This is a genomic window from Nocardioides sp. GCM10030259 (assembly GCF_042666375.1).
Classification (GTDB): domain Bacteria; phylum Actinomycetota; class Actinomycetes; order Propionibacteriales; family Nocardioidaceae; genus Nocardioides.
Window position 1 is genome coordinate 797,647 of record NZ_JBHTDF010000025.1, and the last position, 15,761, is coordinate 813,407.

General features: G+C 73.0%; 17 protein-coding genes. 4 read left to right on the top strand and 13 right to left on the bottom strand.

Features of this window, described 5'->3' with window-relative positions:
• Position 1 precedes the first annotated feature (1 nt).
• Positions 2–661 carry a hypothetical protein gene (locus ACFQQI_RS23255; protein ID WP_378568980.1) on the top strand — a complete coding sequence of 220 codons (660 nt, stop codon included), beginning with the start codon at positions 2–4 and terminating at the stop codon, positions 659–661.
• Between the two features lie 73 nt (positions 662–734).
• On the opposite strand, the gene ACFQQI_RS23260 is transcribed toward ACFQQI_RS23255, so the two are convergent.
• From ACFQQI_RS23260 to mftA, 11 genes are all read right to left on the bottom strand, one after another.
• On the bottom strand, positions 735–1,211 hold the full coding sequence (locus tag ACFQQI_RS23260) for a PGPGW domain-containing protein (RefSeq protein WP_378568981.1): 477 nt from the start codon (positions 1,209–1,211) through the stop codon (positions 735–737).
• A 40-nt stretch (positions 1,212–1,251) separates the two neighbouring features.
• A complete protein-coding gene (locus tag ACFQQI_RS23265; RefSeq protein ID WP_378568982.1) occupies positions 1,252–1,914 on the bottom strand; it encodes a PQ-loop domain-containing transporter in 663 nt (220 codons plus the stop codon).
• A gap of 212 nt (positions 1,915–2,126) precedes the next feature.
• A complete protein-coding gene (locus tag ACFQQI_RS23270) occupies positions 2,127–2,891 on the bottom strand; it encodes a crotonase/enoyl-CoA hydratase family protein (RefSeq protein WP_378568983.1) in 765 nt (254 codons plus the stop codon).
• Between the two features lie 11 nt (positions 2,892–2,902).
• Complete coding sequence (gene npdG / locus ACFQQI_RS23275) at positions 2,903–3,580, bottom strand: NADPH-dependent F420 reductase (RefSeq protein ID WP_378568984.1); 678 nt, start codon at positions 3,578–3,580, stop codon at positions 2,903–2,905.
• A 13-nt stretch (positions 3,581–3,593) separates the two neighbouring features.
• Positions 3,594–5,012: a mycofactocin biosynthesis glycosyltransferase MftF gene (mftF, locus tag ACFQQI_RS23280; RefSeq protein WP_378568985.1), complete on the bottom strand. Its 1,419-nt coding sequence runs from the start codon at positions 5,010–5,012 to the stop codon at positions 3,594–3,596.
• Positions 5,009–5,734: a mycofactocin-coupled SDR family oxidoreductase gene (locus tag ACFQQI_RS23285; protein ID WP_378568986.1), complete on the bottom strand. Its 726-nt coding sequence runs from the start codon at positions 5,732–5,734 to the stop codon at positions 5,009–5,011. The genes mftF and ACFQQI_RS23285 overlap by 4 nt, the downstream gene beginning before the upstream one ends.
• A complete protein-coding gene (mftE, locus tag ACFQQI_RS23290; RefSeq protein ID WP_378568987.1) occupies positions 5,731–6,375 on the bottom strand; it encodes a mycofactocin biosynthesis peptidyl-dipeptidase MftE in 645 nt (214 codons plus the stop codon). The genes ACFQQI_RS23285 and mftE overlap by 4 nt, the downstream gene beginning before the upstream one ends.
• Positions 6,372–7,574 (bottom strand): pre-mycofactocin synthase MftD, encoded by a 1,203-nt coding sequence (mftD, locus tag ACFQQI_RS23295; protein WP_378568988.1) that lies wholly within the window; start codon positions 7,572–7,574, stop codon positions 6,372–6,374. Before mftD ends, mftE begins: the two co-directional genes overlap by 4 nt.
• Positions 7,571–8,743 carry a mycofactocin radical SAM maturase gene (gene mftC / locus ACFQQI_RS23300; RefSeq protein WP_378568989.1) on the bottom strand — a complete coding sequence of 391 codons (1,173 nt, stop codon included), beginning with the start codon at positions 8,741–8,743 and terminating at the stop codon, positions 7,571–7,573. The genes mftD and mftC overlap by 4 nt, the downstream gene beginning before the upstream one ends.
• On the bottom strand, positions 8,740–9,009 hold the full coding sequence (gene mftB / locus ACFQQI_RS23305) for a mycofactocin biosynthesis chaperone MftB (protein WP_378568990.1): 270 nt from the start codon (positions 9,007–9,009) through the stop codon (positions 8,740–8,742). Before mftB ends, mftC begins: the two co-directional genes overlap by 4 nt.
• Before the next feature lie 10 nt (positions 9,010–9,019).
• The gene (mftA, locus tag ACFQQI_RS23310) at positions 9,020–9,121 is read right to left on the bottom strand and encodes a mycofactocin precursor MftA (protein WP_378568991.1); all 102 of its coding nucleotides are present in this window, start codon (positions 9,119–9,121) and stop codon (positions 9,020–9,022) included.
• Between the two features lie 49 nt (positions 9,122–9,170).
• Between mftA and mftR the strand changes: the two genes are divergently transcribed.
• Both mftR and ACFQQI_RS23320 read left to right on the top strand, forming a co-directional pair.
• Positions 9,171–9,776 carry a mycofactocin system transcriptional regulator gene (gene mftR / locus ACFQQI_RS23315; RefSeq protein WP_378568992.1) on the top strand — a complete coding sequence of 202 codons (606 nt, stop codon included), beginning with the start codon at positions 9,171–9,173 and terminating at the stop codon, positions 9,774–9,776.
• A gap of 33 nt (positions 9,777–9,809) precedes the next feature.
• The gene (locus tag ACFQQI_RS23320; protein WP_378568993.1) at positions 9,810–10,982 is read left to right on the top strand and encodes an acyl-CoA dehydrogenase family protein; all 1,173 of its coding nucleotides are present in this window, start codon (positions 9,810–9,812) and stop codon (positions 10,980–10,982) included.
• A 9-nt stretch (positions 10,983–10,991) separates the two neighbouring features.
• On the opposite strand, the gene ACFQQI_RS23325 is transcribed toward ACFQQI_RS23320, so the two are convergent.
• Positions 10,992–11,630, bottom strand: a complete 639-nt coding sequence (locus tag ACFQQI_RS23325) for a hypothetical protein (RefSeq protein ID WP_378568994.1) — start codon at positions 11,628–11,630, stop codon at positions 10,992–10,994.
• Between the two features lie 151 nt (positions 11,631–11,781).
• Between ACFQQI_RS23325 and ACFQQI_RS23330 the strand changes: the two genes are divergently transcribed.
• On the top strand, positions 11,782–14,565 hold the full coding sequence (locus ACFQQI_RS23330) for an alpha-amylase family glycosyl hydrolase (protein WP_378568995.1): 2,784 nt from the start codon (positions 11,782–11,784) through the stop codon (positions 14,563–14,565).
• 158 nt (positions 14,566–14,723) lie between these two features.
• Here ACFQQI_RS23330 and ACFQQI_RS23335 read toward each other — a convergent pair whose 3' ends face one another.
• Entirely contained in the window at positions 14,724–15,749 is a 1,026-nt protein-coding gene (locus tag ACFQQI_RS23335; protein WP_378568996.1) for a TIGR03617 family F420-dependent LLM class oxidoreductase, read from the bottom strand.
• Between the last annotated feature and the right edge of the window lie 12 nt (positions 15,750–15,761).

The following is a 15,761-nucleotide window of genomic DNA, read 5'->3' on the forward strand; positions in this document are numbered from 1 at the left end:
CATGATCAAGCACGTGTGGAAGGCGCTGCTGGCGCTGACGGTCGTCTGTGCGCTGTCACTTGTTGGCACCACGGCCGCCACGGCGAGCACCGGTGGGAGCGAGCGCGCGGCCGCGGCGGCGCAGGGGCCGTGCGCGGCCGAGAAGGCGAAGGTCGCCAAGACCAAGCAGAAGGCCGCCAAGACCGCGAAGAACGTGAAGAAGGCCAAGAAGGCGGCCAAGCGCGCCGACGGTCGCGCCCAGAAGCAGATGGCGAACAAGAAGCTCAAGAAGGCGAAGAAGGCGAACGCCAAGTCCCACAAGAAGCTGAAGAAGGCCAAGAAGGCCTACAAGCGGTGCCGCGCGATCAACGGCGGCTCGGGCGGCACGACCGGTGGCGGTGGCAGCACGGCGACCAGCCCGCTGCAGCCGCTCTGCGACGCGGACCCGACCGGCTCGCTCCAGCCGCTCTGCGACGCGACGGCCACGCCGTCCGGCACCTCGCCGCTCCAGCCGCTGTGCGACCAGGACCCGACCGGCCAGCTCCAGGCGCTGTGCGACGCCACCGCCGGGGGCACCCTGCCGGCGCCGACCGACCCGACGGGCCTCCTCGGCCAGGTCTGCACCCTGGCGCCGATCCCGGGCCTGTGCCCGGTCTCGTCGTCGCCGCTCCCGATCCCGTAGGTCCACGAGCCGAGCTCCGGACGGGGCGTGCTGTCATCGCGACGGCGCGCCCCGTCCGGCATTTCGGCCTCGGTCAGTCCGACGCGTCGGCGTGCCGGGACTCCGGCGGCGTGACGCCCTGGACCCGGTACTTCCAGTAGCTGTAGGCCAGCAGCCCGAGCGCGATGAAGCCGGAGAGCACGAGGCTGATGCCGGCGGCCGGGGCGCCCGGCAGCCACCACTCGTCCCGCAGCGGCCACCAGCCGGGGACGTCCGGGTCCACCAGCCAGAGCACGCCGAAGGCGACGATCGTCAGGCCTCCGACCGCGGACAGCGCGATGCGCAGCCAGGTCTCGACGCCCTCGGCCGCCGCGCGCTTGGCGGCGCGCTCGACGGGCTCGAGTCGGCGCTCGGCCCACTCGTACTGCTGCGAGAGGATCACGAGACCCGCGAAGAGCATCAGCAGCCCGGGGCCGGGCAGCACCAGCGCCGCGATGCCGGCGACGACGAGGAGCCAGCCCACGGTCTCCAGCACGATCCGCTTCGCCGCGGCGCCACCGGGGAATGCCATGCCGGAAGCCTGCCAGACGTCCGCAAGCGACGCCGACGGATCAGGCGACCAGGCTCAGGTCGTCGCGAGCGACGTCGGGGTCGATGCCGGGAGGCAGGCGCACGAGTCGGGCGTGCACGTGCGGGGGTACGGCGAGCCGGGCGAGGATCAGGGCCGCGCCGCTGGTCGCGACCAGGGCGTAGATGAGGTTCGCGTCGATGTCGGCGAGCAGACCGTAGCCGCCCGCGAGGGCCGCGTCGACGATGAGCATCGCCCAGGCGGAGGCGGCGATCGCGGAGACGTCGGGCGAGCGCCACGCGGTGAGCGCGGCCGGGCCGACCATGAGCGTGATGGAGCAGCCGAGCGCGATGATGATCGGCCCGGAGCCGAGCACCGGGACCAGCGCGGTGAGCGCCGCGATCGTCGTGGCCCACACGACCGGCAGCCACATCCGGTCCCGGCTGCCGCCGCGGCGCCAGGCGAGGACGGCGGCGCCCGCGGTGCCGGGGAGCGCGAGGACCGCCGGCAGGATCACCCAGATCTCGTGCTCGACCACGCCGTACACCGTCCAGGCGATGCCGCTGACCGTCGAGTTCGCCAGCGCGGCGATGCTGACGCCGGCGGCCGTGCCCGATCGCGCGAGCTTGCGCATCTGGGGGACGGTGTAGGCGAACGCGAGGAGCGTGCCGGCGAGGCCGACCAGGGTCGCGAGCGAGATGTTCACGGGCGTCTTTCGTGTGTACACAGACGACGGCCGCCGCGTGCAGAGCACGCGACGACCGCCGTCGAACCGACTGGGGAACCGGGGTGCGTTCACCCGGTACGCCGGATCCTATCGGGCAATACGGACCGTTCCTGACCACAGGACGGCCCGATCAGGGTGACGTCACCCACAGATCTTGCCGCCCTAGTCCGAAATGGCCGGAAATCGTCCCGTCACGCGCCGCGATAGCGGGGCGATCGCTTCTCCGCGAACGCCGTCGCGCCCTCCTGGGCGTCCTGCGATGCGAACACCGGCAGCACGAGCTCCATCTGCTTCGCCCAGGACTCCTCGGTCGACCAGTCCCGGGCGGCCCGGGCGACCTGCTTGGTGACCGCGACGGCGAGCGGGCCGTTGGCGGCGATCGCGGCGGCCAGCTCGAGCGCGCCGTCGAGCGCGCCGCCCTCGGGCGTCACCCGGTTGACGAGGCCGAGGTCGGCGGCGCGCTGCGCCGTGATCGGGTCGCCGGTGAGCAGCATCTCGAGCGCGATGGCCTGCGGGATCCGCTGTGGCAGCAGCATCGCGGCACCCGCACCGGCGACGAGCGCCCGCTTCACCTCGGGTACGCCGAGGCGGGCGGTCTCGGCCGCGACGACGAGGTCGCACGCCAGCAGCAGCTCGAACCCGCCGGCCACGGCCCAGCCCTCCACCGCCGCGATCAGCGGCTTGCGCGGCGGCGCCTCGGTCAGGCCACCGAACCCGCGGCCCTCGACCGACGGGCTCTCGCCACGCAGGAAGGCCTTGAGGTCCATGCCGGCACTGAAGGTGCCCCCGGCTCCGGTCAGCACCCCGGCCCGCAGCTCGCTGTCGCCGTCCAGCTCGTCGAGCGCGGCGGCGACGCCCGCGGCGACTCCGCCGTTGACGGCGTTCTTCGCCTCCGGTCGGTTGATCGTGATGACCTGGACGCCGTCGCGCCGCTCGACCAGCACCTCGTCAGTCATGCTGCCACTCCTCAGATGTCGGTGACCCGGATCCCTGCGTGGGCCTTGTAGCGCCGGTTGACGCTGATCAGGTTGGCGGTCAGCGCCTCGACCTGGTGGGCGTTGCGGAGGCGACCGCCGTACACGCCGCGGACGCCGGGGATCGTCGACGCGAGGTCCTGGACCAGGTCGGTCGCCTCGCGGACGTCGCCGAGGACGAGGACGTCGGTGTCGACCGAGGCGACCTCGGGGTCCTCGAGCTTGACGGCGCTGACGTTGTGGAAGGCGCCGACGACCGTCGACTCGGCGAGGATGCCCTGCGCCTGCTGGGCCGCCGAGCCCTCCTCGACCGGCAGCGCGTAGGCGCCCTGCTTGTCGAAGCCGAGCGGGTTCACGCAGTCGACGACCACCTTGCCGGCGAGCGCCGGGGCGAGCTCCTTCAGCAGCTCGCCGTGGCCGTCCCACGGCACCGCCACCACGACGATGTCGCCGGCCGCGGCCGCGCCCGCGTTGTCGGCACCGGTGATGTCGCCCCCGACCGCCTCGGTCAGCGCCGTCGCGGCGTCGGCGGCACGCTCGGCGCTGCGGCTGCCGATCACGACCGGCAGCCCGGCCTCCGCGAAGCGACGAGCCAGGCCACGACCCTGGGGACCGGTGCCACCCAGCACCGCGATCGTCTTGCCGGCAAGGGACTCGGGGAGATTCGTCATGGCGGTCACTCTGTCAGCCCCGACCCCTGCGCAGCCCTGTGACCTTGGGCACCAGGACCCGGATCGACCGGGCTCGGAGGCCGCCCCACCACAGTCCGGCGCCGTACGCCGCGTCGTCCAGCCGCCGCGCGACGAACGCCTCCGGCGCCCGCGCCGGCGGTACGTCGCGGTGGTCGAGGAGGTCCCACACCATCGCCGCGACGACGGCCCGGCGCGCCCGTCGCGACACCAGTGCGGCGGCCGCGGCGCCGGGCCACCAGTGCCGCAGCAGCAGCTGAGAGGACTGCCGCAGGGTCGAGACCGTCACCTCGGCGGTCAGCGCCGTCGCCAGCCGGGTGCGATCGGGGGTGTCGGGGAGGGTGCGGCCGAGGCGCCACCGCACCAGCGCAATTGCGCTGGAACCGCACGCGAGGGACCACTTCCGCTGCCACAACAACGCGATTGCGCCGAGAGCGGGCACCGGGGACAGCACCGCGGGTGCCATCCAGTCGCCGTGCCGCTGGGCCAGCCACGCACCGCCGGTGCCGTAGAACGCCTTGCGGCCCAGCCAGGTGCGCCAGGTGCCGCGGCTGTCGTGGCTTGCGGCGTACGCCGGGTCGTAGCGGACGTGCCGGCCGCGCTGGATCAGGCGCCAGACGAGGTCGACGTCCTCGCCGACACGGCGATCGGCCTCGAAGGAGCCTGCCTCCAGGTCGCTCGTCCGCACCAGGAGGCACGCGCTCGGCAGCCAGCCGACCTTCGACCACGGCCGCACCAGGGCGGGCTCGGTGCCGAGGTCGAGCGAGAGGCCGTCGACGTCCCAGCGCTCGAAGCGTCGCGCCCGGTCGTTCAGCGCGACGCCGCGCACCCGCGGGCCGACCGCCGCCACCTGCGGGTCGGCGAAGTGGCCGGCCAGCCCGCGCAGCGTCGCGGCGTCCACGACGACGTCGGAGTCGACGAACGCGACGTACGACGTGCGCACCTCCGCGAGCCCCGCGTTGCGGGCGCCCGCGGGGCCGATGTTGGTGGTCAGGGCGACCAGCCGGGCACCGTGCCGACCGGCCACCGCCGCGACGGCCACCGGGTCGCGGGAGGCGTCGTCGACCACGACGACGGGGAGGTCGGCCCCCTCCTGACAGAGCGAGGCGAGCAGCCGGTCGAGGCGGTCGGCGCGGTCGCGGATCGGCACGACGACGGTGAGGTCGGCGGCCGGGGCCGGGTCCAGCACAGGGCTGGCCAGGTTGGCCGCCAGCAGCCGCTCGGCGACGACGGTGGTCGTGCGGTCGGCGACCTCGAGCACGTCGCCGCGGGCGAGCGCCGGCGCGGGCTCGCGGAGCCGCAGCACCCGCAGCGGCGAGCCGCCGACCAGCGTGCGACCGCCGTCGTGGACCCGCACGCCGTCGCCGACGCGCACCCGGAACCCGGTCGGCAGGGCTCCCCTGGACACGGTCATGGCCGGAACCCGCCGTCGGCGTTGACCACGCCGCCGTTGAGCACCGCGGCCTCGGGCGAGCAGCAGAAGGCGATCGTCGCCGCGACCTCGTCGGGGTCGAGCACCCGCCGCAGCAGCTGGTTGCTGGCGAACATCACCGGGTCGGAGATGCCGTAGAGGTCCGCCGTGCCCTCGAGCATCGCGGTGTTGGTCGACCCCGGCGAGACCGCCACCGCGGTGACGCCGGTCGCGACGAGGTCGGCGGCCAGGCCGCGCACCAGCCCGACGACCGCGTGCTTGGCGGCGTTGTAGCCCGCGAGGTTGAAGAGGCCGTACGTCGCGGCCGCCGACGCGACCGCCACGAACCGGCAGCCGCTCGGGTCCGGTCCGGCCAGCATCGCGGGCACCGCCACGGCGGCGGCGTTCCAGACGCCCCGGACGTCGACGTCCCACAGCTCCTGCAGCTCGTCGTCCGGTGTCTCCCACAGCGGCCGCCCGCCCCGGATCACCGCGGCCGCGGCGACCACGGCGTCGAGCCGTCCCCAGCGCTCGAGCGCGAGGTCGACGGCTGCCTGCAGCTCGGCCCGGTCGCAGACGTCCCCGACCACGTGCACCCCGCCCGTCGGCGCGGGCGCGTCACGGACGTCGTACCCGACGACGGCGTACCCCTGCGCGACCAGCCGCGCCACGGTCGCGGACCCGATCCCGCCGGCGGCGCCGGTGACCAGCGCGACGCGCGTCATGCCAGTCGTCCCACCACGTCGGCGACCATCGCCTTCAGCACCCGCTCGCCCTCCGCCGCCGAGGCACCGGCCGGGTCGCCGAGCACTCCGTTGGCCGACACCGCGGCGATGCCGCCGGCCATCATCGCGGGGACGATCTCGCTCAACGGCTGGGTGTTCCCGGCCTCGGCGCGGTCGAGCCGCACCGACCCGGGCCGCAGGTGCAGCATCAGCGAGGTCTCGGTGAAGCCCGCGTGGAGGTCCACCTCCTCGGTGGCGCAGGGGACCCAGGCGATCTCGTCGGACGCGTTGAGCGCGGCGACGTTGCCACCGTGGGCGTTGACGAACACGACGCGATCGGCCCAGGTGCGCAGCGAGCGCACCAGCTCGACCAGCTGGTGCGTGAGCGCATCAGTGCCCACCGAGGACGTGCCGGGGAAGGACTGGTGCTCGCCGCTCGAGCCGTAGCTGATCGGCGGCGCCACCCAGGTGCCGCCCCACGATGACGGAGCCTCCGCGGCGACCGCCTCCGCCACGGCGACCGCGATCACCGTGTCGGTGTCGAGCGGCAGGTGCGGCCCGTGCTGCTCGATCGAGCCGAGCGGCACCAGCACCAGCCCGGCGCCGGTCGTCTCGAAGGAGGTGGCGCCGCCGAGCCTCATGAGCGGTGGAAGCCCTCGGGCACCAGCAGCGTCTCGGGGGTCAGCTCGTCGATCGACGACAGCCCGAGGCCGAGCAGCGCGGAGTCGATGCCGCCGCGCAGCACGTCGAGCACGTTCTCCACACCCGCCTGGCCGTTCGCCGCGAGACCCCACAGGTAGGCCCGCCCGATCAGCACCGCCCGGGCGCCGAGCGCGAGCGCCTTGACCACGTCGGAGCCGCGGCGTACGCCACCGTCCATCAGCACCTCGACCTGGTCGCCGACCGCGGACGCGATCGGGTGCAGCAGCCGGACCGCGGCGGGCGTGCCGTCGAGGTTGTTGCCGCCGTGGTTGGACACCGAGATCGCCGCGACGCCCGCGTCGACCGCGCGTCGCGCGTCGTCGACGCGGGAGACGCCCTTGAGCACGAACGGCGTGCCGCTGATGTCGTGCCACTGCCGGCGCATCCAGGCGACGTCGTCCCACGAGGGCGGCGGCGTGGTCATCCACTCGTAGTAGGCGCCGAAGAACGTCGGCGCAGGGCCGCCGTCCGGCGGCGCGAGGTTGGGCGCGGTCAGGTCGGGCACCTGGCCGGTGCGGCCGAACTGGTAGAGCCAGCGCGGCTTCGTGGCGACCTTCGGCGCCATCCGCACCATCGTCTTGAGGTCGACCTTCTCCGGGATCTCGGGCGATCCCCAGTCGCGGCCCATCGAGAACGACCAGTCCAGCGTGGCGATCAGGCCGACCGCGCCGGCCTTGTGGGCGCGCTCCATGCGCTGCACCATCACGTCGCGGTCGCCGGTCCAGTACATCTGGAAGAGCGTGCGCGGGCACGCCTCCACGACCTCCTCGACCGGCTTGGACGCGAAGTTCGACAGCCCCATCAGGGTGCCGCGCGCGTTGGCCGCGCGGGCCACGGCGACCTCGCCGTCGGGGTGCACCGCCTGGACACCGGTCGGGCTGATCAGCACCGGCAGCGACACCTCGTGGCCGAGCACGGTGCGCGTCATCGAGCGGTCGGCGTGGTGCCCGGCCACGTGCGGCAGCAGCCCGATCTCGCCGAACGCCGCCTGGTTGTCGGCGATCGTCTGCCCGCGCTCGGAGCCGGCGACGAGCGCGCCGTACACCGGCGCCGGCAGCCGCTTCCGGGCCCGTTGCTGCGCGACGGCGACGGACTCGAACCAGGGGTTCTGCTTCCAGGGGTTCTCGAATCGGCTCATGGCACGAACCCCGCCAACGGGCTCTCCGCGCAGTCGCTGACGGGCGGCCGCGTCATCAGCTTGAGCATCACCGGCTGGTTGCGCGTCGGCGCCGACTTCGAGTGGTCCTGGCTCGCCGCCGGGATCGTGCGGGCGCCGGCGAGGGCGAGCTCGCTGTGTCCCTGCACGCACTCGGGGTCGGGGCCGTCGAGCGGCAGGCCGGTGAAGAACTTCGCCGCCATGCAGCCGCCGCGGCAGGCGTCGTAGTGCGCGCACTTGGTGCAGGCCCCGCCGGTCTGCGGGGAGCGGAGCTCCTGGAAGAGCGGCGAGGTCTGCCAGACCTCCTTGAACCCGCCGTCGGTGAGCAGGTTGCCGGCGTGGAACTGGTCGTGGATCGCGAACGGGCAGGCGTAGACGTCGCCCACCGGGTCGATCAGGCACACCACTCGACCGGCGCCGCAGAGGTTGAGCCCGGGCAGCGCCTCACCGAAGGCGGCGAGGTGGAAGAACGAGTCCCCGGTGAGTACGCCGTCGCCGTGCGCCATCAGCCAGTCGTAGAGCTCGCGCTGCTGCTCCGGCAGCGGGTGCAGCTCGTCCCACACGTCGGCACCGCGGCCGGACGGGCGCAGCCGGGTGAGCCGCAGCGTCGCGCCGTACTCGTCGGCGATCGCCTTGAACTCGTCGAGCTGGCCGATGTTCTGCCGCGTGCAGACGACGCTGATCTTCGCGTCCCGGAAGCCCGCGTCCTTGAGGTTCTGGAGGGCGAGGAGCGCGGTGTCGAAGGAGCCCGGCCCACGCACGTAGTCGTTGACCTCCGCGGTCGCGCCATCCAGCGAGATCTGCACGTCCACGTAGTCGGTGGAGGCGAGGAACGCCGCGCGCTCGGGGGTGATCCGCACGCCGTTGGTCGAGAACTTCACGCCGACCTGGTGCGCCACGGCGTACTCCAGGAGGTGCCAGAAGTCGGGGCGGATCGTCGGCTCGCCGCCGCCGATGTTCACGTAGAACACCTGCATCCGCTGGAGCTCGTCGATCACCGCCTCGCACTGCTCGGTGGTCAGCTCCCGCGGGTCGCGACGGCCCGACGACGACAGGCAGTGGGCGCACTCGAGGTTGCACGCGTAGGTGAGCTCCCACGTCAGGCAGATGGGGGCATCGAGCCCGTGCTCGAAGTGCTCGACGAGCTTCATGCGGCCACCTTTCGCACCATGTCCGAGGCCGCGAGGCCCTCCAGCGCAGCGACGTACGACGGCCAGCTGGCCTCCGGGATCCCGGCTGCCACGAGGGCCGAGCGGACGTCGTCCGCGGCGGCCAGGCCGCGGACGACGGCGACGAGCTCCGGGCGCTTGAGGAAGATCAGCTTCCGGTTGCCGAAGTGGTAGGCCAGCGCCCCGAAGGGCTCCGGCCTGAGGGCCACCGAGGGCGACAGCGCCCAGGGCTCGCCCAGCATCGGCATGGCCTGCATGTCAGTAGACGCCGCACATGCCGTCGATCGAGACCTCCTCGACGAGGTCCTCGGTCGTCAGGGGGGCGGTGACGTCCTGCTCGATCTCCTGCTCGGGGTTCATCGGTGACTCCTTCCGGAAACGAGTGATGGCCGCCACAATAAGTGCACTCATGGCAGAAATGGAACAGCCTCCCGCTCCCGGGCCGCGCGCCGGCCGCCCGGAGGCGACCTCGCACGCCGACATCGAGCAGGCCGCGTTCCGGCTGTTCGCGGACCGCGGCTTCGACGGCACCACGCTCGACGACATCGCCGGCGCGGTCGGCGTCAGCCGCCGCACGCTCTTCCACTACTACCGCTCGAAGAACGACATCCCGTGGGGGCAGTTCGACCGCACCCTGGAGCGCTTCCGCCAGATCCTCCGCGACCTGCCGCAGGACCAGTCCGTGGCCGAGGTAGTGCAGCAGGGCGTGCTGGCCTTCAACGAGTTCGACGACGCCGCCGACCCACCGCACCGGGAGCGGATGCGGCTGATCCTCGAGACGCCCACCCTGCAGGCCCACTCGGTGCTCCGGTACGCCGAGTGGCGCGCCGTGATCGCGGAGTACGTCGCCGAGCGGTTCGGCCTCGAGCCCACCGACGCCCTGCCCGAGACCGTCAGCCAGGTCTGCCTGGCGCTCGCCCTCTCGGCGTACGCGCTCTGGCTGCGCGATCCCGGACCCACCCTCCACGCCCGGCTCGAGCGGTCCCTCGCCGACCTGCGCAGCTACCTCGACTGAGGAAGTAGTCGGACGTCCAACTATCGTCGGAGGATGCCCGCTTCCCGCTTGCTCCCCTCCGACGAGGCCGTCGACCTGATCGCCCTGGTGCGCGATCTCGCCACCAACGAGCTCGCGCCGCTGGTCGCGCGGGCCGAGCGCGAGGAGGAGTTCCCCCGCGAGGTGTTCCGCCTGCTCGGGCGCGCCGGCCTGCTCGGGCTGCCCTACCCGGAGGAGTACGGCGGGGGCGGGCTGCCGTACGAGGTCTACCTCCAGGTGCTGGAGGAGATCGGCGCCGTGTGGGCGAGCGTGGGCGTCGGCGTCTCGGTGCACGCGCTGAGCTGCTTCGGGCTCGCGACCGCCGGCACCGAGGAGCAGCGGCAGCGGTGGCTGCCCGACATGCTCGGCGGCGAGCTGCTCGGCGCGTACTGCCTCTCGGAGCCACAGGCCGGCTCCGACCCGGCCGCGATGACGACCCGGGCCCGGCCGGACGGCGACGGCTACGTCATCACGGGCGCCAAGGCGTGGACGACCCACGGCGGGCAGGCCGACTTCTACAAGGTGATGGCCCGCACCGGCGACGGACGCAACGACATCTCGTGCTTCCTGGTGCCGGCGGACTCGGAGGGCTTGGTCGCCGACCCGCCCGAGCAGAAGATGGGGCTGACCGGGTCGACGACCGCGACGATGCGCTTCGACGGCGTACGCGTCCCGGCCGAGCGGCGGCTCGGCGCGGAGGGCGAGGGCCTGCGGATCGCACTCGCCGGCCTCGACGCCGGCCGCCTCGGCATCGCGGCCGTCGCGACCGGGCTCGCCCAGGGGGCGCTCGACCAGGCGGTCGCCTACGCGAAGAGCCGGGAGACGTTCGGCACCCGCATCATCGACCACCAGGGGCTGGCCTTCGTGCTCGCCGACATGGAGGCCGCGGTCCAGAGCGCGCGGGCGACGATGCTGCACGCCGCCCGGCTCAAGGACCAGGGCCTGGCGTACGGCCGCGAGGCGTCGGTCGCGAAGCTGGTCGCCACCGACAACGCGATGAAGGTGACGACCGACGCGGTGCAGGTGTTCGGCGGCTACGGCTACACGCGCGACTTCCCGGTCGAGCGGAACATGCGCGAGGCCAAGGTCATGCAGATCTTCGAGGGCACCAACCAGATCCAGCGCCTGGTCATCGGCCGGAGCCTGGACCGCGGAGACGCGGGCCGGCTGGCCCGCGTCTCCGGCTGATCCCGACGATCAGTCGCAGTCCTCGCCGCCGGCGAACGCGTCGCCGGCCTCGAAGGGCGAGCCGGCCGCGGCGTTGTTGAGCGACGCGGCGCCGTCGGCGGTCAGCCGCAGCCAGGCGTCGCCGTCGCCGTGGTCCCCGCCACCACGGCGGTCACGCCGGTCGCCGTCGTGGTGGTCACCGAGATCGAGCTTCAGGATCGCCGCGCGCGGGCCGCCCGAGAGCACGGCGGTGACCACGCCACGGTCCTTGTCGACGCGCAGGTTCGTCCACCGCACGTCCGGGCCGGCGCCGGTGAACGCGACTCCGCCGGAGAGCGCCCAGGTCTCGTCGCCGCCGTCGCCGTGGGCCTGCCGCCCGCGGCGGTCGCCGTCGTGGTCGTCGTCGTCGCCCGCGCCGCGGACCGGGAAGCTCAGCACGACCCGGTCGTCGTCCGTCCAGGCGTCGGCGCCGCCGATGCCGTCGACGTCGTTCGCGCCGTCGAGCAGCTCGTCGCTGACGCGCTCCGTGAGCGGGATCGTCACGTCGTACCCGTCACCGTCGTGGTCGCCCCCTGCGGTCGCGGGCGCGGCGCCCGCTGCACCGAGCGCGCCGGTGGCCAGGACCGCGGCGGCGGCGAGGGCGAATGGGCGAGATGCTGACTTCCTCATGGGGTGTCTCCTGTATCGGGGATGGCCCCCTCCCAGCAGGTAGGTGCCCGATCGGGACGCCCGGAAACGGACGGGGTTGTCCGATGTCGGCGGCGCCGTCTAGGTTGCAGTCTCGGTCACGGAGGGTGACCTGGATCACTCGGGAGTTCCCATGCGCCATCTGCTCCGTGCCCTGCTCGTCGTCGCCGTGCTGGCCCTGCTCGCCCCGTGGCTGCCGGCGAGCGCGAGCCCCGCTGGCCACCCGGGCGACCACCGCGACCGCGGGTCCGACGGCGACTACGCCGGCCACGCCCTGCGGGCCGGCGTGACCGACCAGGACTTCTACTTCGTCATGGGCGACCGCTTCGCCAACGGCGACCCGGCCAACGACACCGGCGGCCTGGGCTCCGACCGCCTGGTCAGCGGGTTCGACCCGACGGCGCGCGGGTTCTACAACGGCGGCGACCTCGCCGGCCTGCGCTCGCAGCTCGACTACATCCAGGGCCTCGGCACCGACGCGATCTGGCTGACGCCGATCTTCAAGAACAAGGCCGTGCAGATCGAGGACGGCCCCTCCGCCGGCTACCACGGCTACTGGATCACCGACTTCACGTCCGTCGACCCACACCTCGGCACCAACGCCGAGCTCGCGGCGCTCGTCGACGACGCGCACGCCCGCGGCATGAAGGTCTACTTCGACATCATCACCAACCACACCGCCGACGTCGTCGGCTACGAGGAGGGCGCGCGCACCGGGTACGTCTCCAAGGACACCTCGCCGTACGCCGACGCCGACGGCCGGGAGTTCGACGACCGCGACTTCGCGGGCAGCCGCCGGTTCCCGGACCTCTCCGCCGCCACGTCGTTCCCGTACACGCCGGTGCTCGACCCGGCGGAGCAGGACCTCAAGGTGCCGGCCTGGCTCAACGACCCGACGATGTACCACAACCGCGGCAACACCGACTTCATCCGCGACGACGAGGACAGCCAGTACGGCGACTTCTTCGGCCTCGACGACCTCTTCACCGAGCGTCCCGAGGTGGTCGACGGGATGATCGACATCTACCGCTCCTGGATCGGCGAGTTCGGCATCGACGGCTTCCGCATCGACACCATGAAGCACGTCAACGACGAGTTCTGGCAGGAGTTCGGCCCCGGCATCCTCGACTACGCGAAGCGGCACGGGAAGCCGGAGTTCTTCATGTTCGGCGAGGTCGCGCTCGACGGCAGCGGTGCAGCGTCCAAGGCGTTCACGTCGCGCTACACGACCAAGGACGGGATGCAGTCGATCCTCGACTTCCCGTTCCAGGACGCCGCCCGCGGCTTCGCGTCGAAGAGCCTGCCGACCCAGCGGGTGGCGGACTTCTTCGTCAACGACGACTGGTACACCGACGCCGACTCCAACGCCTACGCGCTGCCGACCTTCCTCGGCAACCACGACATGGGCCGGTTCGGGTTCATGCTCAAGACCGACAACGCCGGCGCCGACGACGCGGAGCTGCTCGCGCGCGACCGGCTGGCGCACGAGCTGATGTACCTCTCGCGCGGCAACCCCGTCGTCTACTACGGCGACGAGCAGGGCTTCACCGGCACCGGCGGCGACCAGCTCGCCCGGCAGACGATGTTCGCCAGCCGGGTGCCGGAGTACCAGGACGACGACCAGATCGGCTCCGACCGGACTCCGGCGGTCGACAACTTCGTGACCGACCACCCGCTCTACCGGTCCATCGCCGACCTGTCGGCGCTGACCGACGAGCACCCCGCCCTGCGCAACGGCGCGCAGCAGGTCCGGCTCGCCGGCGACGACGCGGGCGTCCTCGCGTTCTCGCGCTTCGACCGGCGCACCCAGCGCGAGTACGTCGTGACGCTCAACAACAGCGAGCAGGCGGCGTCGGCCGACGTCCCGACGTACGTCCGCAACGGCGGGTTCACGCGCGTCTACGGCACCGGCGCCCGCCGGCTCTCGACCGACGGCGCCCGCGAGCTCCCGGTGACCGTGCCCGCCCTGTCCGCGGTCGTCTACATGTCCGACCAGCGGATCGCGCGCTCTTCCCGGGCGCCCGAGATCGAGCTGGCGGCGCCGCGGCCGAGCGACATCAGCCGCGGGCGCATGCACGTGGCCGCGGACGTCGAGGGCTCGTCGTTCTACGAGGTGACCTTCCAGCGGCGGGTCGGCGGGCACGGACCGTGGCGGACGATCGGCACCGACGACTCCGCGCCGTACCAGGTCTTCGACGACGTCAGCGCGCTGCGGCCCGGCACCCGGGTCGACTACCGCGCGGCCGTGCTCGACAACGCCGGTCACACCCGCGGCACCGCTGCGCGCGGCACGCAGGTGCCGTCACCGAAGGTGACGATGGTCAGCCCGGGCGGCGCCTCGGTGATCGGCATCGACCCGGTCACCGTCGAGGCGACCGTCGACCCGGAGCGCACCACGCAGTCGGTGACGTTCCAGCGACGCGTCGGCTCGGGCCCGTGGACGACGCTCGGCACCGACACCTCGTCGCCGTGGTACAGCCGCGTCGACGACGTGTCCGACCTGCCGATCGGCACCCGGGTCTCCTACCGCGCCGTCCTCCGCGAGGGGTCCCTCCCGACCGTCACCAGCGACCCGGTGACGGTGACGGTGGTGGAGCCGACCCCGCTGCGCGACAGCGTGACGGTCGCCGGCGACCTGCAGTCCGAGCTGGACTGCCCCGGCGACTGGCAGCCCGACTGCGCCGCCACCCACCTGTCCTTCGACATCAGCGACGGCAAGTGGCACGGCACGTTCACGCTGCCGGCGGGTGACTACCAGTGGAAGGTCGCCATCAACGACTCGTGGAACGAGAACTACGGCGCCGGTGGCGCCGCGGGCGGCGACAACCTGCCGCTGTCCGTGCCTGTCGGTGGCGGCACCTACGTCTTCACGTGGGACCAGGCGTCGCGCGTCCCGAGCGTCGCGCCCGCGGGCTAGGGCGTGGCTCTCGATTCGGGCCGTCGCGAGCGTCGTCCAGCGCGTGCTCTCGCAAGGCGCCGGAGCGAAGGCAGACTGGGTCGTCTTTCGAGCGACGGCAACGCCGCGAGAGTGCGTGATGGGCGGCGCGAAGCAGGCCAGGAATTGGGAGCCACGCCCTAGGCGATGGCGCGGCAGCGGACGACGAGCTCGCGGTACTGCTCGTCGTCCGCTGCCGACTCCGGAAGGGTGAGGACGAGGCCGGCGCAGCGGCCGGCGTACCAGCGGTCGAGGACGTCGGGGATCTCGGCGTAGGTGCCCTGGGGCACGAGGGTGTCGACGACCTCGTCGGTGAGGTGGTCGGCGAGGTCGGTCCACTCCTTCCGGCGCGCCATCTCGGAGAGGGTTGCCCCGAGGTCGTCGAGGCCGAACTCCTCGAGCTGCCGTCGGTAAGCCGGGGTGCTGTAGAGGAACGCCATCTCGGGGCGGCGCGCGTCCCGGGCCTCCGCGACCAGGTCGGGCGTCGCCGCCATGATCGGCTGCGGGTTGGTGACCACGAGCGGGCCACCATCGGTCCGGCCGGCCCGGCGCGCTCCCTCGGCGAGGGCCGGCAGCAGGGCGCGCTCGAGGAGGCGGGGATGCGAGCTGGTCGGGTGGCAGACGAACCCGTCGGCCACCTCGCCGCCGAGCGCGCACATGCGCGCGTTGACGCCGCCGGTCCACAGCTGCGGCGCGGGGTGGTCGAGCGGACCGGGGTTGAAGTAGGGCTGCAACCGGTCGAACCGGTAGTGGTCGCCGACGTGGTGCAGCGGCTCGCCGGTCTGGAAGCTGTGGAAGATCGCCCGCAGCGAGGCGACGTAGTCGCGCAGCCTCTCGACGGGGTCGGCCCAGGTGACGGAGAAGCGGCCCACGATGTTGCCGCGCACCTGGGACGCGACGCCGAGCTGGAAGCGGCCGCCGGAGAGGGCGACCAGGTCCCACGCGGCGTACGCCGTGACCATCGGGCTGCGCGCGAACGCCACCACCATGCTGGTGCGCACCACCAGCCGGCGGGTGTGGGTGAGGGCCAGCGCGGCGACCGTGAACGGGTCATGCACCGTCTCGGGGACGTGCAGGACGTCGAAGCCGAGCAGCTCGACCCGCTCGGCGTACGCCCCGACGCCGCTGAGCGGCAGGTGCGACGGCCAGGAGGCCACGATCTCCACGTCAGCGCTCCA